This window comes from Flavobacterium granuli, from assembly GCF_900129705.1.
Taxonomy (GTDB): domain Bacteria; phylum Bacteroidota; class Bacteroidia; order Flavobacteriales; family Flavobacteriaceae; genus Flavobacterium; species Flavobacterium granuli.
In genome coordinates this window covers 1-23,985 of the sequence record NZ_FQWO01000013.1, presented here as the reverse complement: position 1 = coordinate 23,985, position 23,985 = coordinate 1, and the positions used below count along the sequence as shown (strand labels likewise).

Genomic DNA, 23,985 nt, shown 5'->3' with positions numbered 1-23,985 from the left:
TGGTTTTTATTGTTTTTTCTTAGTTTCTGCCCATACATTCAGTGAAGTTGCTGTTCCCAACATTGCTTTTGGCACTTCAACAACTACCGAAAGTACATTTGTTCCTGCAAAAGTATCTGTTCCCGGATTATTAAATCCTGAAGCTGTTCCGCCTAGTATGGCCTGAAACTGACCTAAGTCAAAAAAGAAAGGATCATCTCTGGGACCTGCAAAAAACTTCATTCCACCACTTTCAGCAATCACAGCAGCCGAACCATAAGTAGAAATTGCTACGTTTCCTGAAGCAGCACTCGTTTTTATGGTGCTAGAGGTTCCTGTTGCAGCTGGAGCATAAGGTCCAAAGAAATACATCTTATTTCCTTTTCTTATCGCTTGAATAACCAAATCTTCAACATTATCACCCGTATTATCGATGTTAATTTCAATCATCACATTTTCACTAAACATGGCCGCAGCAGTTGCATTGGGACTTAATAATCCTTGTGTGTTAACCGCAAAAACTAAATTGTTGGTGTTTTGTCCTTGAAAAGTGTACATATCGGTAATATCAGCGGCATTTCCTGTTACCGATGGCGCATCAATATGATCCGCTGCTACTAAAACTAAGCCTGTAATCGCCACTAGCGCCAGACCTAATATCATTTTTGGTTTTTTCATTTTGTTAAAATTTAAAAGGTTATAAAAGCATTTACGCAATAAGATTCCTTTTGGTTTTAAAAAATTAAAAAAAAGTTAACTAAACTTATAAATACCTACAATACAGCATCTTAAAAAACATAAATAAATAAAATCGGATTCAATCAGAACCGAATTTAAAGCAGTTGCTAATTTTAAGTGTCCAATTATAAATAAGTTTGTATAAGTTTGTAACTATAAAACATAAAGTATATGACTCAGGAAGAACTTTTAGTATTGATCTATAAGAAAGACGATAAGGCATTTACACATCTTTACGATATGTATTCAAAAAGTTTATTTTCAGTGATACATGTTCTGGTAAGAAACCGCGAAGAAGCAGAAGATGTACTTCAGGATGTTTTTGTAAAAATCTGGAAAAACATTGATTCCTATCAGGAAAGCAAAGGCCGATTCTATACTTGGATCATAAACATTGCGCGAAATACCGCTATAGATATGCTGCGTTCCAAAAATTTTAACAACAGCCAAAAAAACCTTTCTTCTGATAATTTCGTACATCTATTAGACGACAGTAGTAAACTGATCAATAAAGTGGATACTATTGGTATGCAGGAATTTGTAAAAAGACTCAAACCAAAATGCATTCAAATAATTGATTTGTTATTTTTTAAAGGGTATACCCAGCAGGAAGCTTCAGAAGAATTAGCCATTCCTTTGGGAACCGTAAAAACACATAATAGAAATTGTATCAATGATTTAAGAAACTATTTGAAAGTATAATGGAAAATAAAGAATATATAGAATCCGGAATATTAGAACTTTACGTTTACGGTTTGCTTAGTGAAACCGAAAATGAGGAGATTAGCGCTCTGGCCAAAAAAAATCCTGAAATCAATGAGGAGATTATCGCTATCGAAAAAGCAATTATCGCATTATCTTCCAGTTTTTCGCCTTTTCAATCAGCTGCTAATTATGAAAAAATAAAAGCAAAGCTCGACTTACAGCAAACAGCCGTAGTTCCAATGGAAGCTTCACGAAATTGGTCACAATATATCGGATGGGCCGCCGCTATTCTATTATTGGTTGGAATCGGATTCCAATACAACCAATTGCAACAAACCAATAATCAGGTGGTAAATGCTCAGATTGAAAAAGTAAAAATAGAGAAAGAACGCAATCTATTAGAGTTAAAAAACAAACAAACTGAAACCAATCTGGCCGTAATAAGAGATGCCAAAAATACCGTTGTTTCACTTGGTGGACAAGCTGTAGCACCTGAGTCATCTGCCAAAGTGTATTGGAACAAAGAAACCGAAGTGGTTTATGTTGATGCATCCGGACTGCCAGAACCTCCTAAAGGAATGGTTTACCAAGTTTGGGCTTTGAAATTGAATCCTTTGACGCCTACCAGCATTGGTTTGTTAGAAAAATTTGACGAAAACAACCAACGCATTTTTGCAGTGAATAATACGGGAGATGCCGAAGCTTTTGGAATTACGTTAGAGCCAGCCGGAGGAAGTTTGACCCCTACAATGGAGCAATTGTATACCTTAGGAAAGGTTTAAAACAACAATTCAAAATATTATATTCTAAAAAAGACTTTCATTTGAGAGTCTTTTTTTTTGTTTACCAATACTTTTCTTAAAGACTGACAAAACATAAACTCACTTAGAAAGTCATAACCGCCCAAAGTATCTTATATTTGCACAATTATAATTTTCATGAGCTACACCCTACTTTCTTCGCCCCTTCAAGGTTTTACTGATTTTCGTTTTAGAAATGCTGTAAACAAATATTTTGGAGGCATCGATACCTATTACGCGCCCTATATCCGTTTGAACGGAAAATTAGTCATCAAATCCTCTTATCAACGGGATTTGCTACCTGAAAACAATGCCAATCTGGAGGTTATTCCACAAGTGATAACAAATGATGCCGATGAATTTTTGTTCGTGGCAAAATATGTTCAGGAGCTGGGATACAAAGAGCTGAATTGGAATCTAGGTTGTCCTTATCCAATGGTAACCAAATCAGGAATGGGCTCAGGATTGATTTGCCAAACTCAAAAAATCGATACTATTTTAGAAAGAGTTCATGCGGAGTCGGATATTATAGTGTCTATGAAAATGCGTTTGGGCTATGAAAATACCGAAGAAATTCTTCAGGTTTTACCCATTTTGGAAAACTATCCTATCAAAAATGTAGCAATTCACGCCCGCATTGGAAAACAATTGTACAATGGTGGCGTAAATTTGGATGCGTTTCAACAATGTGTCGATGCCACAAAACTCAAATTGTATTACAATGGCGATATTACCTCAGTAGCTAAATTCCATGAAATGCAAGAACGTTTTCCTAGCATAGACCACTGGATGATCGGTCGAGGTTTAATTGCTGATCCCTTTTTGCCTTCGATGATTAAAAACAATAGTGTAGAATATCCTAAAAACAAAATGCAATTATTTAGCGATTTTCATGATACCTTATACGAAGGTTATAGTGAATCCTTATCTGGTGCAACACACATCCTGTTGAAAATGCACCATTTGTGGGAATATTTTTCTGTTATTTTTGATAACCCACACAAAGTAGCTAAAAAAATAAAAAAAGCGAACAGTATCCGTAATTATGAACAAGCCGTTCAAGAAATAATAAAAGCGGGCTAAACATCCAAAATGTTTCTAAGAGTTTATTAGCTTTCATAATTCTAACAAAAAAAGGTTCAACTTGCGTTGAACCTTTTTTTGTTTAAGACTTATAAACTATTTATTTATAATATTTCCTATATTTTGGATAAGTAATCGCTCCAATAAAAGTAATTGTTCCCAACGAATACCAAATCCAATCTAATGAATGTGCTTCTCCACTGGCATAAGAATGCAGTCCTACCAAGTGAAAGTTCACCCCATAATAGGTAAACAAGATAGAAATAAAAGCAAACATACTCATCAGGTTAAATATCCATTTTCCTCTTAAAGAAGGTACAAATCGAGCGTGAATCACAAAAGCGTACACCATAATACTAATTAGTGCCCAAGTTTCTTTTGGATCCCACCCCCAATAACGTCCCCAGCTTTCATTAGCCCATTGCCCTCCAAGGAAGTTTCCTATAGTTAACATAATCAATCCAATGGTCAAAGCCATTTCATTGATATAGGTAATTTCCTTAATATTCAACTCCATTTTAGCTTTGTTCTTTTCATTGGTAAAAAAGATTAGCAATAAGGAAACAAAACCTAAAATCATTCCTAATGCGAATGGCCCATAACTAGCCACGATTACCGCCACGTGAATCATCAACCAATACGAATTAAGAACTGGTTGTAAGTTAGCAATTTCCGGATCAATCCAGTTTTGGTACGCAGCCCAAAGAATCATTGCTGTTACAAAGGCTGATGAAGCTACTGTCAATTTAGATTTGATATCGAAAGCCAAACCAAAAAACATAGTTGCCCAAGCAATATAGATAATAGATTCATAAGCATTACTCCAAGGGGCATGACCTGAAATATACCATCTGGCAATCAGTCCCAAAGTATGCAAAACAAACAATAATCCTATAATTACATGCATTATATTAACGGCAACAGTCAAAAACTTACGCTCCTTGAATATCGATAAAATTGTAAATGCCAACATTAATATAGCCGATAGAATATACCAATAAAATAATTTTTGAAAAACATCATATTTGTTGTACAATATTTCAGTAGTCACTTTATCTTCACTTGGCAAAACCTTACTGCCAAATTTTCTTTGGAAACCGTGAATACTTTCCAATAAATCATCTGGATTTTTATAATCATTTGAAATCGAAGCGTTATTTAAAGAGCCAAAATACAAAGGCAAAACACTTTTGGTATAAGTAGAATCCATTCCTTTTAAACCGGAATTCCCCACTTCTAAGTAAGAAATCCATTTATCATTTTCATGATTAGGAATCGGGAAAATTTTTAAAATCCTACCGCTCAAGGCTGATTCCATTATGTTTACTTTCTTATCCGTTTCGATAAAATCTTTCTCAAATTGATTTGGATTTGCCGCTTTATAGGCAGCATCCAAATAAGGAGCTAATTTGTAGTTTCCTTTTTCGTCAAAGAAAGCTACAAAAGGAGCCGTTTTGGCTTTTAGATCAACTCCAATTAATTTACGGATACTATCATTACCACTTCTCAAATAAATCAACGGAACTTCAATCCACAATTGAGCATATTGAGACATCGATAAAAATACCTGATCCGGATTCATCCCTTTATAATCATTAGAATGGCTCACTTTTCGCAACAATTCAGACGAAAAAGTATTGATGGGTTTCATTCTTCCACCGGCATCTTGAATAATTAATCTACCAAATTTAGCTGCATGCTCTTCCTTAACCTTAAATTTGTTAAGTAAAGAATCCAATTGTTTTTCGGTAGGTTTATTTCTAGTATGCATCCCGTTTTCGGTATGGTCCGGATGATTTCCATGTTCATCATGTTGATGATTATGGGATTGTGCCATTGCACCAAAACTCAAGAACAAAACCAAAATCGTAATCAGTTTTGACTTTTTCTTTTTTACCACTTCCAATTTACGTTTCAAATCAGCAAAACGAGAATGTTTGGTAAACATAATTGCCATCATCGCAAAATACAACAAGAAATATCCGACATAAGTAATCTGTGTTCCCCAAAAATCGTGATTTACAGATAAAACGGTTCCTTTTTCATCAGGATCAAATGAAGATTGAAAGAAACGATAGCCTTTATGATCTAAAACATTATTCATATAAATTCTGGCATCAAATGGTTTTATAGAATCCTCAACGGTAACTTTACTTTCAAAAGAGGAATAACTTTTTTCTGTACCGGGATATTTTTGGGCAATAAAATCATTCAGTTTTAATTTGAAAGGCAAGACATAAGCTTTGCTTCCGAAGAAAAAAGTATAATCCATTTTTCCTATTTTAACTGTTTGAAAATCACCTGTTTTTCCTTTGGATCCCAATACCGTAACTTCTTTTTCCTCTCCGTCGGCGGTCAATTTAAGAGTCAGCGCATCTTCATGAGTTTTAGCTTTAAAATCATTATCTGATTCATAAGCTATTACACCTTTTACCGCAGGATCTGGAAATACAAATCGCATTTCGCCAATAGTGTAAAGCGATCGCATCATCAATGGTTGCACATTGTCTTTAGTGACTGCTCCTTCGAGTTTGTCAGCCATACGCATAAAATTCCCTTCAAACGGCGTTTGAATAGTGTAAGCATCGCCATTGGTATTAATATTTATGGCACCATCCGTTGGTTTATTCAACGCAAATAAAACGTTGTGAATATTTTGAACTTCCCCTTCTTTCAGGAAATGTTCATGACGCCCTCCGTCACCTGCTTCCACAATTTTCAAAAACAAGGTTCCTTTAGGATCCGCTTTAACATATTCTTTGGCTCCCATAATGAAATTTTTATACTCCACTTTAAATGGCGTATCGGCAAATTGTCCTGAAACCGTAAAACTATTGTTGGTCACCGGAGACAGCAATAAAGGTTTTTCAAAAACCCTGCGTTTCATTTCTCCTTTATACTCTCCATCGACAAAAATGGTCAGGAATGTTTTATCTGAATAAAATTGATTTTCGCTGGCTCCTTCACGTATCGGCATCATCCCTTCATAGCTGATATATCGCGTAATAAAGGCACCCAAAAGAATCAAAATAAAAGCCAAATGAAGCATTAAAGTAGCCCATTTTTCTTTTTTAAACAATTGGTATCTTTTTATATTTCCAATGAAATTAATCATAAAAAAGACCATTATCGCTTCAAACCACCAGGCATTATACACTAAAATGCGGGCCGTATCTGTATTGTATTTGCTTTCGATAAAAGTTCCTACACCCATTGCAATTGCAAAAGTCACAAAAAGAAGCGCCATTAATCGTGTAGAAAACAAAAACGAGTATAATTTTTTATTCATTTGTAAGGAATTACGTTTTATAAAAGTGCGACAAAAGTACTTAAAATTGTTGACTTCTATATTCGTATAATTGTTAATTAAATCCAAAATTAAGTACTTTAACAAGGCAACTAATCGCTGATTTCCAATACTAATTTATTTCACCTATCCCTGAGTTGGTAGTAATCCTTCACTTTTTTTTTGCTAATTTTGCCGAATGATTAAAGTAATTATTATAGGCTCCGGAAATCTAGCGCAACATTTGATTGTCGCTTTCCAAAATTCCCAAAACGAAGGGGCTGGAATTGAGTTGATTCAGGTTTTTTCAAGAAAAAAAGAAGCCTTGACGCACTTAGTCGATTCCAGTAAAATCACCTCTGATTACAATCAATTACTAGAAGCTGATCTATATATCATTGCCGTTTCTGATGATGCAATTGCTTCTGTTTCTGCTCAATTGCCGTTCGAAGATCGCTTGGTAGTACACACTTCGGGTGGCGTAGTAATAGATGTTTTGGATAACAAAAATCGAAAAGGAGTTTTTTATCCGCTTCAGACCTTTACAAAAAACAAGGCAGTAGATTTCAAAAACATTCCGATGTGTCTGGAAACCGAAAATACGGCTGATTTTCAATTATTGGAAAAAGTAGCCAAATCAATATCCAATAGCGTTTTTGCTATAGATTCTCATCAAAGAAAAGCCTTGCATGTGGCGGCAGTATTCGTAAATAATTTTACAAATCATCTGTACCAGATAGGAAATGAAATTTGTCAGGAAAACCAAATCCCGTTTGATATACTCAAACCTCTGATACTGGAAACAGCCCAAAAAATAATGCATCTCTCACCAGAAAAAGCACAAACTGGTCCTGCAATACGCAATGACAAAAAAACAATTGAAGCCCATGAATTGTTTTTGTCCCATAAAAATCAATCAACTATTTATAAATTATTAACACAATCCATACAAGATAATGGCAAAGAATTATAAGGAAATAATGAACGACATCACTACTTTTATTTTTGATGTTGATGGCGTACTTACTGACAGTTCCGTTTTCGTAACCACCGAAGGAGAAATCCTTAGAACAATGAATATCCGTGACGGCTATGCGATGAAAGCAGCCGTAGAAAGTGGTTATAACGTATGCATTATTTCCGGAGGCAGCAATGAAGGTGTGCGTGTGCGTTTGCGAAATCTGGGAATTACTGACATCCATCTGGGAACACCGAATAAGGTCGAAACTTTTAAAGAATATACTGAATTATACCACATCAATCCGGAGCAGGTTTTATACATGGGCGACGATATACCAGATTATCACGTGATGAAACTGGTAGGCTTGCCTACTTGTCCTCAGGATTCAAGTCCGGAGATTAAAGCTATCTCAACTTATATTTCGCATAAAAATGGAGGAAAAGGCGCTGCCCGTGATGTCATTGAACAAGTAATGAAGGTACAAGGAAAATGGATGGAGCATTTTGACGGAAAACTGGACTAGTTTTTAGTCTCCAAGCGCAATAATAACCTACTATCAACTCCAAAAATGAAATACCTAAAACTCATTCGATACCAAAATCTACTCCTACTTGCTTTCATGCAGTTGGTTTTTAGATACGGTTTTCTACACCTGCAAAATATTCTTTTGGCATTGAGCCATTGGCAATACGGCTTACTTGTTTTAAGTACTGTATTAATAGCAGCCGCAGGCTATGTGATCAATGATATATTTGATCAAGATACCGACAGAGAAAACAAACCCGACAAAGTTATTATTGGCAAAAGTATTAGTGAAGCGACAGCTTATAATTTATACGTCGCCTTGAACGTAAGCGGTGTGGCTATTGGTTTTTATTTATCGAATGTGATTCTAAAACCTGGTTTTGCGGTCATTTTTATCTTGATTGCTTCTACACTATATATGTATGCCACCAGTCTGAAACAACTGCTCCTTCTTGGTAATATTGTCGTAGCCATGTTGCTTTCATTTAGTGTTTTGATTATTGGTTTATTCGACTTGTATCCTGCCATTGACGTCGAAAATCAATTGCTGATGGGTAATTTATTTTCGATACTGCTGGATTATGCCCTCTTTGCTTTTATGGTCAATTTCATTCGGGAAATTGTCAAAGATGTAGAAGATTTAAAAGGAGACTCATCTCAGGGAATGAAAACGCTGGCTATTATTTTGGGCGCTGCCAAAACTTCTAAATTAATTTCCGCTTTAGGTTTAATTCCTATTGTATCACTTTTAATGTACGTCAACAATTACTTTGTGCCCAATAACTTAATTATTGCCACGATTTATACTTTTATTTTCGTGTTGGCTCCGTTGATTTATTTTAATGTAAAAATTTGGACCGCAAAAACAAAAAGTGACTTTAAAGCCTTGAGTTTACTTCTAAAATGGGTTCTTCTTTTTGGAATTTTGTCTGTTGTTATTCTTACTTTAAATATAAAATACAATGCTTAAAAATAAATTAAAACAATACCAACTGATCCTTGCCTCGGGTTCGCCTAGAAGACAGCAATTCTTCAAGGATTTAAATCTGGACTTTGAGATTCGTTTAAAAGAAATTGAAGAAATATATCCGCCTGAACTAAAAGCAGCCGAAATCACCAACTTCCTTGCCGAATTGAAAGCCAATGCCTTTGAAGGCGAATTACAGGAAAATGAAATCCTGATAACAAGCGACACCATTGTTTGGCACAATGAAAAAGCACTGGGAAAACCAAAAGACCGTCAGGATGCTTTTGAAATTCTAAAATCATTGTCCAATTCGACCCATGATGTCATTACTTCGGTTTGTTTCAAAACAATTACAAACACAAAACTTCTATGCGAAACAACCAAAGTCACTTTTAATGCATTAAGTGATGATGAAATCCTGTATTATATTGATAATTACAAACCTTTTGACAAAGCGGGAGCTTATGGCATCCAGGAATGGATTGGTTTCATAGCCGTTTCTAAAATTGAAGGCTCTTATGCCAATGTCATGGGCTTACCGGTTGATAAGGTCTATGAATATTTGAGTACCTTAGCATAAATAAACAACTGCATATGACTTTTTTTAACGATTTCACAAAAGAATTAATCGAATCTGGAATTTTGCTATTTTTGGTAATAGTGTTGCGAATTATCATTGCAAAAGGAGTTCGGAGTTTTGCCAATACAACTCATATTATAGAACACCGAACCAATCTCGTCATCAAATACATTCATTTGTTCATTACAATTTTGGCACTCATTATTCTCATTATTATTTGGGGATTTGAGGCACAAGACATTGTTATTGCCCTTACCTCGGTTGCCACAGTGGCTGGTGTCGCCATGTTTGCCCAATGGTCTATTCTGAGCAACATTACCTCGGGAATTATCTTATTCTTTTCTTTCCCTTTCAAAATAGGTGATGTCATCCGAATCCACGACAAAGACTTCCCTATTGAAGCAGAAATTGAAGACATAGGCGCTTTCCATATCGCATTGAAAACCAATGATGGAGAAATGATAATCTATCCTAACAATCTTCTTTTTCAAAAAGGAATCTCCATATTGAAAACTCATTACGATAATAAGGAATTTGTGGATTAGTTTTTTCTTAAAAAAAACAATCTTAGATTATTTTACCCTAACTTTATATACAATGCTTGATTAACGCTTATATTTCTGATTGAATCAAAAACTTGGTTTCAATTAAAGAAATGATTAGTTACGACGCAAATAGAAATACTTTAAGTAGCCACAGTTTTAGCACTACTTAAAATAGATTGTGACAAAATCGAATATTGAATGCCTTTTTAGCTCAAAAAGCGATTAAAATTATTTTTAGATGTCCACAAAACAAAAAATAGCGATACTTATTTTAATCTCTTTTAGCTATCAAATTTCTTTTTCGCAAAGTGACAAGAAAGCAAAAGACAGCTCTAAGGTCTACCAAAATATTCAAACCTATTCGAAGAAAAACAAGTATATCAAGTTCTTGCATAAGCTCATTTTTGAACCAATTAATCCCCAAAAAAAAGCACCAATAGTTGAACCCAAAAAACAAATCAATGCTGAAGGAAAAATTATTCGGAATATTATTATTACCACATTAGACCCATTTGGTTATTCTGATACAGACTCGACAAAAACACCGAATAAATGGACTGAAAGAACTGGAAACCTATTGCATCTTAAAACTAAAAACCTGGCAATAAAGAATTTATTACTGTTTAAAAAGAATACTCCTTATAGTAGCATAACCATAGATGAATCGGAGCGTATTATCCGTTCTCAAAAATTTGTCAGCAGAGTCACTATTTCCGAAAAATTAACCGCTGAACAATCAGATTCTGTAGATGTTTTCATTCGGGTTTTGGATTCTTGGAGCTCATTACCCAAGGCTTCGGTTTCCAGTTCAAAAGCTTCGGTGGGCTTAAGCGAAAGAAACATTTTTGGTATCGGCCATCAATTCGATTACAGATTCACAAACCGTTCAAGTGACGGAAAAAATGCCAATGATCTTGCATACACCATCCCCAACATCAGGCACACCTTCATCAAAACAGTAGTGCAATATCGTATTGACTTAGATAATAACTACAGTAAAAGCACTAGTATAGAACGCCCTTTTTATTCCCCTTTAACAAAATGGGCGGGTGGAATTTATTTGGACCAACAATTTAGAACCGATACAATACAAGACTTAAATCAACAATACGCAAAGCAAAATTTCAAGTACAGTTCACATGATTTTTGGATTGCCAAGGCTTTCCAAATATTCAAAGGAAATACCATCGATGAAAAAACAACTAATCTTATTATTTCAGGACGATTATCAAACAAAAATTATATCGAAAGTCCTGCGGTTGATTATGATCCTATTTCTTTTTATGCCGATGAAACCTTCTTACTTTCGGGAATTGGCATTAATACCCGAAAATTCATCAAAGACAAATACATCTTCAAAAACGGGATTATTGAAGATGTACCAATAGGACGAATTTATGGAATCACTTATGGCTACCAAAATAAAAACAACAATTGGCGTCCGTATATAGGTAGCCAAATCTCCTTTGGGAAATACTATAATTGGGGGTTTCTTAGCACCAATTTTGAAGCGGGCACCTTCTTTAATAAATCCAAAACAGAGCAAACCACTTTTTCTTTTCAGGCCAATTATTTCACCAAACTAATCGATATTGGAAACTGGAAATTAAGACAGTTTATTAAGCCGCAGGCAATATTAGGTATCAACCGACAAAACTCAATTGGTGATCAGCTCACCATTAATGAAGAATCTGGTATTCAAGGATTCAACAGCCCTATATATGGAACTAATAAAATGGTGCTAACCTTGCAAACCCAAGCCTATTCAACTTGGAATATTGGCGGGTTTCGACTTAACCCTTATTTTAATTATTCTATTGCTTTACTGGGAAATTCTCAAAATGAATTGCAAAAAAACAAGGCCTATTCGAAAATTGGAATTGGGCTTATCATCAATAATGATTACTTAGTATTTAGCGCTTTTCAAATATCGCTGGCTTATTATCCCGTTATTCCTTTTCAAGGTGATGCTATTTTTAAAACCAATGCCTTTCAAACTTCTGATTTTGGCCTACAAAATTTTGAACTTGCTAAGCCTCGAATTGTTCCTTATCAATAAAAGCTTAAACTATAAAACTATTGATAATGCAGTATTTTTAAAAGTGTAAATTTTACAAAATTCACTGCTAATTATATAATATTGATTACCAATTAATTACTATCTTTATATAAATATTCTTATTAAATCAAAACCAAATAAAAAATGAAAAAACTAAGTCTTTATTTAATGATAATGGTATTATCGTTAAGTGCAATTCCGACTACAATGACAGCAGCCGAAAAAAATCCGGTTCCTAAAGAAATTCCAGCTGAGGTTCAAGTAATGCTTAATCGCTTAGAAGAAATCAAAGAGATGGATAAATCTTCTTTAAGCTCTTCAGAAAAAAAGGAACTACGTAAGGAAGTTAGAGAAATCAAAACTAATTTAAAAGCATCCGGAAATGGGGTATATCTATCTGTAGGTGCAATAATCATCGTAATTCTATTGTTAATTTTATTGTTATAACTTACTTTTTACAATATTTAAGAATAGGCTGTTTTTTTAATAAAACAGCCTATTCTTTTTGCAATAAAATTAAAACCCAATTAAAGACCAAAATCATTTTGGCACAATTCTTGGCTTTGGACATCAAAGATTGATAAAGTCAATGCTTTTAAAATATTAATATCTAAATAAAAACAAAATGAAAACTTTAAAATTAATTGCTGCCGGAATAGTACTGTTTATAGCTACTTCCTCACAAGCACAAGTATCCGTTAATGTAAACATTGGTTCGCCACCTTCATGGGGTCCTGCAGGTTATTCCGCAGTCGAATATTACTATCTACCAGATGTACAAGCCTATTATGATATTCGAGCATCACAATTTATTTACTTTGGTAATGGAAGATGGGTAAGATCAAGATACTTACCTAGACAATATAGAAACTACGATTTATATAGTGGCTATAAAGTAGTATTAAATGATTATCATGGAACCAGACCTTATACCTATTTTAAAAATCATAAAGCTAAATACCATAAAGGATATAAAGGTCCACAACAAAGAACAATTGGACAAAGAAACGGTAATCACGATAATTACAATCAAAAAGGAAATAAGGAGAATAACGGTCATAAAGGAAACAATGGTCATGGCAACAATGGTCATGGCAACAATGGTCGTGGAAACGGAAAGCATTAATTTCATTTTTTCCTGATTAAAAAGGAAACGCAAGCAGCGTTTCCTTTTTTTTTTGACTTAATTATTAAGCTAATTTTATACAACTAAAACATCTTGGCACAGTTGTTGGATTTAGCTAAAGCGTAAAGCAATAAGCAATACATTTTTAGAATATAAACATTAAAAAATAGAAAGATGAAAAATTTAAAATTACTCGCCGTTGGAATAGTTCTACTTGTATTCAGTTCAGCTCAAGCTCAAGTTTCAGTAAGTGTAAATATAGGAACAGCTCCTTCTTGGGGACCTAGAGGTTATGCAGAAGTAGAGTATTATTATTTGCCAGATATTGAGGCTTATTATGACATTAGAGCTTCACAGTTCGTTTATTTTGGTAATGGAAACTGGGTAAGATCAAGATATTTACCTAGACAATACAGAAACTACGATCTGTACTCTGGACATAAAATAGTGTTAAACGGTTATCATGGAAACCGTCCTTATGCACACTTTAACAACCATAAAAAACACTACCGTGTAGATTCTAGAAATGAATATCACAGACCCATAGCGCAAAGATACGATGATAGAAGATACGCTAAAAACCACAAATATTCTAATGACAACAGACGTTATGATGACCATAGAGGCTATGATAAAAATGATAACAGAGGTTCTAGAGATAATGACCGTAGAGGGCATTAATTCCTAGTCCATAAATAAAAAAGGGAGCACTAATCAGTGCTCCCTTTTAGCTATATATGCTTTTTAGCAAAGAAAATATAATTCGGTTTTAAATAAAACTTTTAATTACTACATTTGAACTAATTGCAAATTAATTTTATATAAAATGCACAAAACTAAAATTCAATTTCTATTATTTTTTCTTATTTCCTTTCAAATACTGCTGGCTCAAAAGCCTCAAAAACCAAATTCGGTTGAGATTTACAATCAAATACAAAAATTAAACTTTCTGGGATCTGTGCTTTATGTTGCGGCGCATCCCGATGATGAAAATACCCGCTTAATTTCTTATTTGGCCAATGACCAAAAAGCAAGAACAGGATATCTCTCATTGACAAGAGGCGATGGAGGTCAAAATCTAATTGGTCCCCAATTAAGAGAATTATTAGGCGTTATAAGAACCCAAGAACTCATTGAAGCCCGAAAAATTGATGGAGGAGAACAGTTTTTTTCTCGTGCCAATGATTTTGGATATTCTAAAAATCCGGATGAAACCTTAGAAATCTGGGATAAAGAAAAAGTACTTTCTGATATCATTTGGGCAATTCGAAAATTCCAACCCGATGTAATCATTAATCGTTTCGACCATCGTTCCCCTGGAACTACTCATGGTCATCATACGGCGTCAGCGATGTTGAGCAAGGAAAGCTTTGATTTGACCAATAACTCAGGAGTATTTCCTGAGCAATTACAATTAGTACAACCTTGGCAACCCAAACGTCAATTTTTCAACCATTCCTGGTGGTTTTATGGTAGCCAAGAAAAATTTAATGCCGCCGACAAAACTAATTTGTCAACGCTTCAAACTGGGGTTTACTATTCAAATCTAGGAAAATCAAACCAAGAAATCGCAGCGTTAAGCAGAAGTTGCCATCAATCCCAAGGTTTTGGAAGTACCGGAACCCGAGGCGAGGAAACAGAATATCTCGAACTCATCAATGGCCAAAGCATGAATGACAAGTCCAATATCTTTGAAGGCATTGATACAAGCTGGAATCGAGTGAAAGGCGGCAAAGAAATTGGCGAATTACTAACATTGATCATCACCCAATTTGATTTTAATAATCCTTCCTCTAGTATCCCAAACTTGGTGAAAGCCTATTCAATGATTCAATCATTGGAAGAAAATCACTGGAAAACAGTAAAATCTGAGGAGATAAAAAATATCATTGCTGGCTGTTCCGGTCTGTACCTCGAAGCAGTAGCGCAAAATCAAGAAACAACACCGGGAAGTAACTTAAAACTTAAACTGGAAGCGATTAATCGAACTGCTGCAAAAGTGCAGTTAATGAGTATTACCACTTTACCGGATTATAAAAACACCATCCAAAACAAGACATTAAACCCCAATATTTCTGAAACCATAAATTTAGAATTAGTACTACCTCAATCCATTGCGTATACACAACCTTACTGGCTCAAAGAGAAAGGAACCGAAGGAATGTATGCTGTTGATGAGCAAAAAAACATAGGAATTCCCGATGTACTTCGAGAAGTAAAAGTGATTTTTAATGTCAAAATTAACGAAGTCGAAATCCCATTAGAACGCAGCGTAATTTATAAATACAATGATCCCGTAAAAGGTGAAATGTATAATTATCTGGATATTGTACCGGAAGTGACAACTAGTATTATTGATAAAGTATCCCTTTTCAATAATGGAAAAAGTAAGGCTGTTGCCGTAAAAATAAAAGCCGGAAAAGATGATGTAAAAGGAACTCTACAATTAGAATTATCAAAAAAATGGATTGTCAATCCAAAGTCTGTACCGTTTCAGTTAGACAAAAAAGGAATGGAGCAACTCATCTATTTTGAGGTAACTCCTCCATCAGAATCTTCGGAAACTATTGTCAAAAATATTGCTATTGTAGACAACAAAAAGTTTGACAAAGAACAAGTTATAATCGATTATCCCCATATCACCAAACAACAAGTTCTCAAACCCTCGGAAGCTACATTCCTCAAACTGGATTTGAAAACGGTGGATAAAAGAATTGGTTATATTATGGGTGCAGGTGATGAAGTTCCAGAAAGTTTAACACAAATGGGCTACAAAGTAACCCTATTAAAACCTGAAGAAATCACTCCCGAAAAACTAGAATCTCTTGATGTTGTGATTACCGGAATACGGGCTTATAATACCGTAGAAGAATTGGCCAACAAGCAAAGTATTCTTTTTGATTTTGTAAAAGGCGGAAAAACAATGCTGGTTCAATACAATACGCTAAATACAATTGTCAATGGAACTATTGCTCCTTATCCTTTAAAGATTTCAAATGACAGGGTAACCGAAGAAAATGCCGAAGTACGCTTTTTAGCTCCGGATCATCCTGTTCTTAATTATCCTAATAAAATAACCTCTAAAGATTTTGAAGGATGGAAACAAGAACAAGGTTTGTACTATCCCAATGAATTTGATAAGGCCTTCACTCCTATTTTATCTTCCAATGACAAAGGAGAAAGTCCAAAAAAAGGTGCTTTATTGGTCGCTCCTTACGGAAAAGGATACTATATTTATACCGGACTGAGTTTATTTAGAGAATTGCCCGAAGGAGTTTCCGGAGCCTATCGATTATTGTCTAATATCATTTCGTTAAAATCAGCAGTAACGGTTCCCTCTCAAAAAATGAAACCCTAAAACCCCACAACATGGAAACTAAAAAGGACAAACCCTGGAAAAAAAGTTATACTTGGGTTCTGTTGGCAAATGCCATCTATATTACTATTTTTTATCTAATAATGAAATTATACTCTTAAAACATGCAGCTATTCGATTGGATTGTACTCATAGTAACCCTGTTATTTATTGTAATTTATGGAGCTTGGAAAACCAAAGGAAGTAAGAATGTAGAAGATTTTATATTGGGAGGAAACGAAACCCCTTGGTATACCGTAGGTCTCTCTGTGATGGCTACACAAGCCAGTGCCATTACCTTTTTATCTACTCCCGGTCAGGCCTATCATGACGGAATGGGTTTTGTACAATTCTATTTTGGCTTACCCATTGCCATGGTTGTTATCTGTTTGACATTTATCCCTATTTATCATAAGTACAAGGTTTATACGGCATATGAATACCTGGAAAAACGTTTTGATCTAAAAACCCGTTCTCTGGCAGCTGTTCTTTTCTTGTTCCAAAGAGGATTAGGAACCGGCTTGACCATCTATGCTCCGGCGATCATTTTATCAGCTTTATTGGGATGGAATCTGACTTATATGAACATTATCATTGGGGTGTTGGTCATTATTTATACTTTTTCAGGCGGTACCAAAGCGGTAAACGTGACCCAAAAGCAACAAATGTTTGTGATTATGTCCGGAATGTTTATCACTTTCTTTCTGATTTTGCACTTTTTACCTAATGATATGACGTTTAGCAATGCCATGCATATTGCCGGAGCAAATGACAAAATGGACATTGTGAGTTTTTCAACAGATCCCGAAGAAAAATATACTTTTTGGAGCGGAATCACCGGAGGTTTTTTTCTGGCTTTAGCTTATTTTGGAACCGATCAATCACAGGTGGGACGCTACTTATCCGGAAAATCAGTTCGTGAAAGCCAGATGGGATTAATCATGAATGGTCTCTTAAAAGTGCCCATGCAATTTTTTATATTGCTTACCGGAGTTATGGTTTTTGTTTTTTTCCAATTCAATCCTGTTCCGTTAAATTTCAATCCCAACAATAAAGTGGCTATTGAAAAATCACAATATAAAGACGAATACCATCTTTTAGAGAAAAAACTGGACAGTCTTTCCGAAGACAAAAAAGTGATTAACCTCTTGTATATTGATCAACTGAATCAAGATTACGACAATCCTATTTTAAGAAAAGAATTGGTCGCCTTATCTACAAAAGAAAAAGATTTAAGGGACCATGCCAAAGAAATTATTCTGAAAGCCGATAACAGCAGTGAGACTAATGATAAAGATTATGTCTTTTTTCACTTTATTTTACATTATTTGCCCAAAGGTCTTATTGGGTTATTGTTGGCAGTAATCATATCGGCTGCTATGTCCTCAACTGCTTCGGGGCTTAATGCGCTCGCCTCTACGACGGCAATCGACATTTACAAACGCAATGTGAAAGGAGAAAAATCAGAGAAACATTATCTAAATGTTACCAAGTTTTTTACTTTGTTTTGGGGAATTGTTGCCATCCTGTTTGCCTGTATCGGAACCTTGTTTGAAAATTTAATCCAATTAGTGAATATCATTGGTTCCATATTCTACGGCACGGTACTGGGAATCTTTTTAGTGGGCTTTTATATAAAACATGTCAAGGCCAAGTCTATTTTTTACAGTGCTTTGATCTCCCAAATCACCATTTTTATCATTTATTATTACGCCATTTACATTTTCCCGAGTGGTGAAGAAAAACTGGGGTATTTATGGCTCAATTTCATTGGAGCCTTACTTACTATCGTGCTCTCTTCCTTATTGGAATTAACCATTTTTAGAAAAACAAAAAAACAGATCACATAGATCACCAAATAAAAATCCCGTCTAACCTATTGGGAAGACGGGATTTTTTATTTTAAAATTTAGACTACTATTTACTCCATTCAGTAATACTATCCTTATTCATTTTTACATAGTCTTGATTTCCGGCAGCTTCAGAAGCAGCAAGTGATAATTTAGCCGTTTCTATAGCGCCTTTTTTATCACCCTGTTTTGCTTGAATCAAAGATTTTAAACGCAAATAATAAAACGGTTTGCTTGGTGTTAATTCTAATGCTCTATCAATATAAGTTCTTGCTTTATTGATATCTAAATTAGACAGATAATAGAATTGTGCTGACGAAAAATAATCTGCTCCTGTGGCACCTGACAATACTTTCTCAATACTTTCAATGGCTTTTTTCTGGGTTGGAACTTCAAATTTTAAAGCGGCATATGAATTCTCCCAATACATTTCCAAATAAGCAAAATCAGTATCCAAACGACTCAATCCAATAGTAAACGTTTCCACTGGTTTAGACAATGCCTCTTCTTTTACAGTAGTTCTTAAGGCTACATTCGCTTCATTAAATTCCTGTGGAGTTCCCCAATTATCTGTTGTTTTATAAAAAATGATTTCCCAACTTTGAATGTTTGGAATGGTATACAAAGCATACTTTCCTTTCTTTAAAGTCTTGCCGTCTATCATCACATCGTCACTAAAAGAGATGGTGCTATTTTCATTAGCTCCAGTTCTCCACAATTTCCCAAAAGGAACCAAATTGCCAAAAACAGCTCTGCCTCTTGCAGAAGGTCTAGAATACACAATCTCAATATCTGTTAAACCAACAGACTGATTGATCTTAGTTTTCGGACTGGATTCTGGTGTTTTCACCTGGGCTTCAATACTAAAATTAGCAATGACAACCGCTAATAGAATAAGTAAGTTCTTCATATTTATTGTTTTATTTTTTTCAAATTTACAAATTCAAACATTTATAATTGTTAAATATTTAATAAACCCAAATCAGAATTGGGCTACTTTTTCAAAACTCAATTCATCAAAATGATTAATTATCACATCGGCAGCTGATAAATCCTGCAATTTAGAGTGGAAACTATTGTAACCCACACAAAAAATCCCTGCAGCCTTTGCTGCTTTCACGCCATTGGTACTGTCTTCAATTATAATGCAATTCTCTTTGGATGCAATTGATAATGAGGCCGCATGAACAAAAATGGCTGGATCGGGTTTTGATTTTGGAAAATCCTCCCCGCTTACAATGTGAGTAAAATATTGGTGCAAATTAAAACGCTTAAAAACGCGATCTATTGTCACTTTGGAAGCCGAAGAAGCCAAAATCAATTGCATTCCCTTTTGATGGAATTCTTGGATTAGCTTTTCTACCCCTTCGAGCAGTTCTAAATCTTCTTTGGTATCAAAAGCATCGTTGAAAATACTTCTTTTTCTTTGAATCAAATCTTCTACATCCTGTTCTAAATTGAAGAGCTCTTTTAAATTTTGGAATACATTGCGGGTCGAATTCCCCGTAAATTTTGAAAACTGTTCCTCTGTTACCGGAATATTCAGTTCCTCAAAATGCTGAAAATAGGCGTATTTGTGTACAGGTTCCGTATCGACAATTACTCCATCCATGTCGAAAATTACTGTTTGTATCATTTTATAAATTATGAGTTATGTGTTATTAGGTTGTAAAAGACTGTGAATAATCACTAATCATTAATTTTATTTCTTAAGTAAATAGCGAATCACGGTCTCGGCAGCATAAAGGCCAAATAAACCCGGCATATAACTGTTAGTTCCGTAAAATGATTTTTTAAAATTGGAACCATCGGTCATTTTTAAACTCGAATCGTCTTGAATTTCCGAAGAAAAGACGACTTTCAATTTGTCTATTTTGGCTTCTTTTAGTCTTCTTCGAATGGTTTTGGCCAGATAGCAATTAACGGTGTTACTAATATCAGCCACCTTGACTTTAGAAGCTTCCATTTTTCCACCGGCGCCCATACTCGAAATAATCTTTACTTTTTTTCGCTTGGCTGCAACAATCAAATTCAATTTGGGAGTTACACTATCAATACAATCCAAAACATAATCAAATTCATCCGTAATAATTTCAAAAGCACGCTCAGGCGAGAGAAATTCCTGCACTCTGGTCAATTTTAATTCTGGATTAATATCCATCAATCGGTCTCCTACCAAAGTCACTTTGGCCTGACCCACTGTAGAATGTAAAGCCGGCAATTGCCTGTTGATATTGGTAATATCTACCACATCTCCATCTACAATTGTCATGGTTCCCACTCCTGCTCTAGCCAAAAACTCGGCTGCAAATGATCCCACACCACCTAAACCTACTACTAATACATTCGCATTTTGTAATTTTTCCAAACCTTCTTTTTTAAATAAAAGTTCGGCTCTTTCTGTCCACTCTGCCATTTTTTTTGTTTAAAGCTTCAGGATTAAAGTTCTCGCTACTTCAATCCTAAACATTCGTTATTCTATGTTCTTAAATCAATTGTACTGCTATCTTGAATACGCTTAAAAAATTCTCCTTCAGTTGTTTTTGAATTTCTTCCACCGTATTGTTTTTGTATTTTGCTGCCAAAGCATAGACTTCCTCAATAGTTTTGTCTATGGTATCCGTTTCCAGAAAAAAACGATGGTTTGGAATGCTTTGAAAAACGGTTCGCAATTCGGGATTGCTCATTAAGTATTTTCCAAAGGAAATATAAAAACCATTATCAATTAATTGTTTTGCCAACTGTTGATTTTTAGAAAAACCATGAATAATCATTGGTACGCTAATCTTCAAGCTTTTCTTTATTTCGATTACTTCCTGAAATGCGGCTACGCAATGAATGACCACTGCTTTATTGTATTTTTGTGCCAACAGCAGTTGTTTTTCAAAAACTTTTATTTGCAAATCCATCGGGATTTCGATTCTTTTGTCTAATCCGCATTCTCCAACGGCCAGACAATTCTTTTGCTGTATTTTAGTTTCTATAATTTCCAAATCGGATTCCAATCGCTCTTCCACAATATACCAAGGATGAATCCCAATGGAATAATAAGGAATACCGGGATCAAATTCCTGTGGATATTGGTTGACCAATTCTAAAACATTGGGTTTATCCGTAAATTTATGGGTATGACAATTAAAGAATTCCACTAGTCCTTAAATTTTTTAACTCCGGCTTTTATCTCCACATTCAAGTCGTTTTCCAATGGGACAATAGGGCAAGAATATTTGTGGTTGTAAGCACAATACGGATTATAGGCTGTATTAAAATCGATAACTAAGGTATTTCCCTCTGGAATTTTCACATCAATATATCGTCCTCCAATGTAGCTTTCCTGGCCACAAGTCAAATCAGAAAAAGGCAAAAACAGATGGTCTTTGTATTCTTTTTTCTTGGAAAGGGCCAAATTTCTGTACACATTCAGTTTCAATGCTGCTCCGTCAATGGAAAAATAGACTTCGCCATATTTCACATAGATGGGTTTCCTCTCAGTAGATGTTTTCATCTCAAAAGGTTTCTCTTTTTTGGTTCGAACGAATTTAGCCGTCACGAAGTATTTTTCATTTGCGGGATAAAAATCCAAGGTCTGGAATGTTGCCAAATCCTCTTCCATCAATGGGCTGGTTTTAGCATCGGCGTACTCTGCATTTAGATCTGTCTGAAATTTTTGAACGGCAGCCAAATCAAATTTTTCTTGGGCAAAACCCCAATTCAATTGTACTAAAAAAACAAAAAGCAGCAAGGTTCTCATTTGTATATTTTTATGCAAAAATAGTTTAAAAGTTGCAAAGGCACAAAGGCTGAAAGTTACAAAGTTTTCTACCTTTGCAAGACACAAGCTATTTACAATGCTCCAAACCGCTTTCAGCCGCTATATTAATAATTTCAAAGGATTTTCAAGAGAAATTTGGATCCTTACTCTGATCACTTTTATCAACCGGGCAGGAACGATGGTACTGCCTTTTTTATCGAAATATTTAAAAGAAGACCTGCATTTCTCCTATGGGGAAGTGGGCTGGGTTATGGTTGCATTTGGTTTTGGCTCCATGCTGGGTTCTTGGTTGGGAGGCAAACTGTCTGATAAGATTGGGTTTTATAAGGTGATGGTTTTTAGTTTGTTTAGCAGTGGCGTTTTCTTTTTTATTTTACAGTATATCACCTCTTTTTGGGGATTGTGTTTGGGGATGTTTGCTATTATGACACTAGCCGATATGTTTAGACCCGCTATGTTTGTTTCCCTTGGAGCTTATGCAAAACCTGAAAACAGAACACGTTCCCTCACCCTTGTGCGTCTGGCGGTCAATCTGGGGTTTGCGGCAGGACCAGCTTTGGGCGGATTAATTATTATGGGAATTGGTTATAAAGGTTTGTTTTGGATTGATGGTACGTCCTGTATTGTCTCGATTTTAATTTTTGCCTTGCTGGTCAAAGAAAAGAAAAAGGTTTCCCATCATGATCCTCATGCCACAATACTGGAGGCTGCATCGGTTTTTAAAGATAAGATATTCTGGCTTTTTCTGTTTGTGAGTTTTGTTACGGCCATGATTTTCTTTCAACTCTTTACGACTTTGCCTTTGTATCACAGTGAGAAATTTGGTTTGACTGAATTTCAAACCGGATTATTAATGACCCTAAACGGCTTGTTGATTTTTGCCTTGGAAATGCCCATTGTGAGTTATTTTGAACGCAAGATGGTTCAAAAACTAAAAATAATCCTTTGGGGCACACTGCTGATGGCGGTCAGTTTCTATTGCCTGCTGATTAATGTTTGGGCTGGAATTTTGATCATCAGCATGATTATCATATCTATTGGTGAAATCTTTGCGTTTCCTTTTTCGAATAGTTTTGCTATGAGCAGAGCTCCCAAAGGACATGAGGGGCGCTATATGGCTCTTTATACGATGAGTTTTAGTTTGGCTCATATTCTGAGTTCCAAAATGGGAATGGAAATTATCGCGCGATTTGGTTATCAAATCAACTGGTTTGTGATGGGGACTTTTGGCATATTGGCCACATTTTGTTGCATTTGGATTCAAAAATTAGTGCGTTTAGAAAACCGCTAAAACAACTCTTTTTGATTTCTTTTTTCATTACAAACTTTAATTTTAGTTAAATAACTATAAAAATAGTTTGCAAACTACCTTCGCTGGCGCGAGCATCTTGCTCGTGCCCACAAAATAGTTCAAATCTATTTCTAAAATGTTGTGATCATTATTGCTATAATTCCCCGCTTGTGCATATCGATTTTAAAAGGTGTTTCACTTTTTCTTTTCTTTTCTTTTCTTTTGCCTTGATGCAAAAGAAACAAAAAATCAAGCCTGATCCCGATATCTCCTATGTTTGCGTTGCAAAAATAATTTGATCTCGAAGATGTATATTTGGATGTAATAAAGTGAAAAGAATGAGAGCATACCGATGGCTAAATA

At 35.1% G+C, this 23,985-nt stretch carries 22 protein-coding genes; 15 read left to right on the top strand and 7 right to left on the bottom strand.

Annotated features, from left to right (window positions below):
• Positions 1 to 6 precede the first annotated feature (6 nt).
• The gene (locus tag BUB25_RS16805) at positions 7 to 657 is read right to left on the bottom strand and encodes a DUF4331 family protein (RefSeq protein ID WP_072945550.1); all 651 of its coding nucleotides are present in this window, start codon (positions 655 to 657) and stop codon (positions 7 to 9) included.
• Positions 658 to 888: 231 nt separating this feature from the next.
• Here BUB25_RS16805 and BUB25_RS14410 point away from each other — a divergent pair, with 231 nt between their 5' ends.
• The 3 genes from BUB25_RS14410 (at position 889) to BUB25_RS14400 (ending at position 3,305) form a co-directional block, all read left to right on the top strand.
• Positions 889 to 1,419 (top strand): RNA polymerase sigma factor, encoded by a 531-nt coding sequence (locus BUB25_RS14410; protein WP_072945548.1) that lies wholly within the window; start codon positions 889 to 891, stop codon positions 1,417 to 1,419.
• A complete protein-coding gene (locus tag BUB25_RS14405) occupies positions 1,419 to 2,204 on the top strand; it encodes an anti-sigma factor (RefSeq protein WP_072945546.1) in 786 nt (261 codons plus the stop codon). Before BUB25_RS14410 ends, BUB25_RS14405 begins: the two co-directional genes overlap by 1 nt.
• A 156-nt stretch (positions 2,205 to 2,360) precedes the next feature.
• Positions 2,361 to 3,305 (top strand): tRNA dihydrouridine synthase, encoded by a 945-nt coding sequence (locus tag BUB25_RS14400; RefSeq protein WP_072945544.1) that lies wholly within the window; start codon positions 2,361 to 2,363, stop codon positions 3,303 to 3,305.
• A 100-nt stretch (positions 3,306 to 3,405) separates the two neighbouring features.
• Here BUB25_RS14400 and ccsA read toward each other — a convergent pair whose 3' ends face one another.
• Positions 3,406 to 6,594: a cytochrome c biogenesis protein CcsA gene (gene ccsA / locus BUB25_RS14395; RefSeq protein WP_072945542.1), complete on the bottom strand. Its 3,189-nt coding sequence runs from the start codon at positions 6,592 to 6,594 to the stop codon at positions 3,406 to 3,408.
• A 196-nt stretch (positions 6,595 to 6,790) separates the two neighbouring features.
• On the opposite strand from ccsA, the gene BUB25_RS14390 reads away from it, so the two are divergent.
• From BUB25_RS14390 to BUB25_RS14340, 11 genes are all read left to right on the top strand, one after another.
• Positions 6,791 to 7,564, top strand: a complete 774-nt coding sequence (locus tag BUB25_RS14390; protein WP_072945540.1) for a Rossmann-like and DUF2520 domain-containing protein — start codon at positions 6,791 to 6,793, stop codon at positions 7,562 to 7,564.
• Positions 7,548 to 8,075, top strand: a complete 528-nt coding sequence (locus BUB25_RS14385; protein WP_072945538.1) for a KdsC family phosphatase — start codon at positions 7,548 to 7,550, stop codon at positions 8,073 to 8,075. Before BUB25_RS14390 ends, BUB25_RS14385 begins: the two co-directional genes overlap by 17 nt.
• Before the next feature lie 45 nt (positions 8,076 to 8,120).
• Entirely contained in the window at positions 8,121 to 9,047 is a 927-nt protein-coding gene (locus tag BUB25_RS14380; protein ID WP_072945536.1) for a geranylgeranylglycerol-phosphate geranylgeranyltransferase, read from the top strand.
• Positions 9,040 to 9,624, top strand: coding sequence for a Maf-like protein (locus tag BUB25_RS14375; RefSeq protein WP_072945535.1), 585 nt, complete (start codon positions 9,040 to 9,042; stop codon positions 9,622 to 9,624). The genes BUB25_RS14380 and BUB25_RS14375 overlap by 8 nt, the downstream gene beginning before the upstream one ends.
• A 14-nt stretch (positions 9,625 to 9,638) precedes the next feature.
• Positions 9,639 to 10,169, top strand: a complete 531-nt coding sequence (locus BUB25_RS14370; protein ID WP_072945533.1) for a mechanosensitive ion channel domain-containing protein — start codon at positions 9,639 to 9,641, stop codon at positions 10,167 to 10,169.
• A 238-nt stretch (positions 10,170 to 10,407) separates the two neighbouring features.
• A complete protein-coding gene (locus BUB25_RS14365) occupies positions 10,408 to 12,228 on the top strand; it encodes a hypothetical protein (RefSeq protein WP_072945531.1) in 1,821 nt (606 codons plus the stop codon).
• A gap of 144 nt (positions 12,229 to 12,372) precedes the next feature.
• Positions 12,373 to 12,675: a hypothetical protein gene (locus tag BUB25_RS14360; RefSeq protein WP_072945529.1), complete on the top strand. Its 303-nt coding sequence runs from the start codon at positions 12,373 to 12,375 to the stop codon at positions 12,673 to 12,675.
• Between the two features lie 178 nt (positions 12,676 to 12,853).
• A complete protein-coding gene (locus BUB25_RS14355; RefSeq protein ID WP_072945528.1) occupies positions 12,854 to 13,354 on the top strand; it encodes a hypothetical protein in 501 nt (166 codons plus the stop codon).
• Positions 13,355 to 13,528: 174 nt separating this feature from the next.
• Complete coding sequence (locus tag BUB25_RS14350) at positions 13,529 to 14,035, top strand: hypothetical protein (protein ID WP_072945526.1); 507 nt, start codon at positions 13,529 to 13,531, stop codon at positions 14,033 to 14,035.
• A 145-nt stretch (positions 14,036 to 14,180) separates the two neighbouring features.
• Complete coding sequence (locus tag BUB25_RS14345; RefSeq protein ID WP_072945524.1) at positions 14,181 to 16,712, top strand: PIG-L family deacetylase; 2,532 nt, start codon at positions 14,181 to 14,183, stop codon at positions 16,710 to 16,712.
• Positions 16,713 to 16,834: 122 nt separating this feature from the next.
• On the top strand, positions 16,835 to 18,559 hold the full coding sequence (locus BUB25_RS14340) for a sodium:solute symporter family protein (protein ID WP_072945523.1): 1,725 nt from the start codon (positions 16,835 to 16,837) through the stop codon (positions 18,557 to 18,559).
• 67 nt (positions 18,560 to 18,626) lie between these two features.
• Here BUB25_RS14340 and BUB25_RS14335 read toward each other — a convergent pair whose 3' ends face one another.
• From BUB25_RS14335 to BUB25_RS14315, 5 genes are all read right to left on the bottom strand, one after another.
• Positions 18,627 to 19,469, bottom strand: a complete 843-nt coding sequence (locus tag BUB25_RS14335) for a DUF2911 domain-containing protein (protein ID WP_072945521.1) — start codon at positions 19,467 to 19,469, stop codon at positions 18,627 to 18,629.
• 72 nt (positions 19,470 to 19,541) lie between these two features.
• On the bottom strand, positions 19,542 to 20,195 hold the full coding sequence (locus BUB25_RS14330) for an HAD family hydrolase (protein WP_072945519.1): 654 nt from the start codon (positions 20,193 to 20,195) through the stop codon (positions 19,542 to 19,544).
• A gap of 66 nt (positions 20,196 to 20,261) precedes the next feature.
• On the bottom strand, positions 20,262 to 20,975 hold the full coding sequence (locus tag BUB25_RS14325) for a tRNA threonylcarbamoyladenosine dehydratase (RefSeq protein WP_072945517.1): 714 nt from the start codon (positions 20,973 to 20,975) through the stop codon (positions 20,262 to 20,264).
• A gap of 70 nt (positions 20,976 to 21,045) precedes the next feature.
• The gene (locus BUB25_RS14320; protein ID WP_072945515.1) at positions 21,046 to 21,708 is read right to left on the bottom strand and encodes a TatD family hydrolase; all 663 of its coding nucleotides are present in this window, start codon (positions 21,706 to 21,708) and stop codon (positions 21,046 to 21,048) included.
• Positions 21,708 to 22,310 (bottom strand): DUF1684 domain-containing protein, encoded by a 603-nt coding sequence (locus tag BUB25_RS14315; RefSeq protein WP_072945513.1) that lies wholly within the window; start codon positions 22,308 to 22,310, stop codon positions 21,708 to 21,710. Before BUB25_RS14315 ends, BUB25_RS14320 begins: the two co-directional genes overlap by 1 nt.
• 97 nt (positions 22,311 to 22,407) lie before the next feature.
• Between BUB25_RS14315 and BUB25_RS14310 the strand changes: the two genes are divergently transcribed.
• The gene (locus tag BUB25_RS14310) at positions 22,408 to 23,622 is read left to right on the top strand and encodes an MDR family MFS transporter (protein WP_072945511.1); all 1,215 of its coding nucleotides are present in this window, start codon (positions 22,408 to 22,410) and stop codon (positions 23,620 to 23,622) included.
• Positions 23,623 to 23,985: the final 363 nt, after the last annotated feature.

What these genes read in the sequence shown, in the direction of transcription:
- BUB25_RS14350 (WP_072945526.1), top strand. Translation starts at nt 13,529, where the DNA reads ATGAAAAATTTAAAATTACTCGCCGTTGGAATAGTTCTACTTGTATTC.
- BUB25_RS14345 (WP_072945524.1), top strand. Translation starts at nt 14,181, where the DNA reads ATGCACAAAACTAAAATTCAATTTCTATTATTTTTTCTTATTTCCTTT.
- BUB25_RS14380 (WP_072945536.1), top strand. Translation starts at nt 8,121, where the DNA reads ATGAAATACCTAAAACTCATTCGATACCAAAATCTACTCCTACTTGCT.
- BUB25_RS14310 (WP_072945511.1), top strand. Translation starts at nt 22,408, where the DNA reads ATGCTCCAAACCGCTTTCAGCCGCTATATTAATAATTTCAAAGGATTT.
- BUB25_RS14340 (WP_072945523.1), top strand. Translation starts at nt 16,835, where the DNA reads ATGCAGCTATTCGATTGGATTGTACTCATAGTAACCCTGTTATTTATT.
- BUB25_RS14330 (WP_072945519.1), bottom strand. Translation starts at nt 20,195, where the DNA reads ATGATACAAACAGTAATTTTCGACATGGATGGAGTAATTGTCGATACG.
- BUB25_RS14400 (WP_072945544.1), top strand. Translation starts at nt 2,361, where the DNA reads ATGAGCTACACCCTACTTTCTTCGCCCCTTCAAGGTTTTACTGATTTT.
- BUB25_RS14405 (WP_072945546.1), top strand. Translation starts at nt 1,419, where the DNA reads ATGGAAAATAAAGAATATATAGAATCCGGAATATTAGAACTTTACGTT.
- BUB25_RS14410 (WP_072945548.1), top strand. Translation starts at nt 889, where the DNA reads ATGACTCAGGAAGAACTTTTAGTATTGATCTATAAGAAAGACGATAAG.
- BUB25_RS14335 (WP_072945521.1), bottom strand. Translation starts at nt 19,469, where the DNA reads ATGAAGAACTTACTTATTCTATTAGCGGTTGTCATTGCTAATTTTAGT.
- BUB25_RS14355 (WP_072945528.1), top strand. Translation starts at nt 12,854, where the DNA reads ATGAAAACTTTAAAATTAATTGCTGCCGGAATAGTACTGTTTATAGCT.
- BUB25_RS14325 (WP_072945517.1), bottom strand. Translation starts at nt 20,975, where the DNA reads ATGGCAGAGTGGACAGAAAGAGCCGAACTTTTATTTAAAAAAGAAGGT.
- BUB25_RS14375 (WP_072945535.1), top strand. Translation starts at nt 9,040, where the DNA reads ATGCTTAAAAATAAATTAAAACAATACCAACTGATCCTTGCCTCGGGT.
- BUB25_RS14385 (WP_072945538.1), top strand. Translation starts at nt 7,548, where the DNA reads ATGGCAAAGAATTATAAGGAAATAATGAACGACATCACTACTTTTATT.
- BUB25_RS14390 (WP_072945540.1), top strand. Translation starts at nt 6,791, where the DNA reads ATGATTAAAGTAATTATTATAGGCTCCGGAAATCTAGCGCAACATTTG.
- ccsA (WP_072945542.1), bottom strand. Translation starts at nt 6,594, where the DNA reads ATGAATAAAAAATTATACTCGTTTTTGTTTTCTACACGATTAATGGCG.
- BUB25_RS14315 (WP_072945513.1), bottom strand. Translation starts at nt 22,310, where the DNA reads ATGAGAACCTTGCTGCTTTTTGTTTTTTTAGTACAATTGAATTGGGGT.
- BUB25_RS14370 (WP_072945533.1), top strand. Translation starts at nt 9,639, where the DNA reads ATGACTTTTTTTAACGATTTCACAAAAGAATTAATCGAATCTGGAATT.
- BUB25_RS14365 (WP_072945531.1), top strand. Translation starts at nt 10,408, where the DNA reads ATGTCCACAAAACAAAAAATAGCGATACTTATTTTAATCTCTTTTAGC.
- BUB25_RS14360 (WP_072945529.1), top strand. Translation starts at nt 12,373, where the DNA reads ATGAAAAAACTAAGTCTTTATTTAATGATAATGGTATTATCGTTAAGT.
- BUB25_RS16805 (WP_072945550.1), bottom strand. Translation starts at nt 657, where the DNA reads ATGAAAAAACCAAAAATGATATTAGGTCTGGCGCTAGTGGCGATTACA.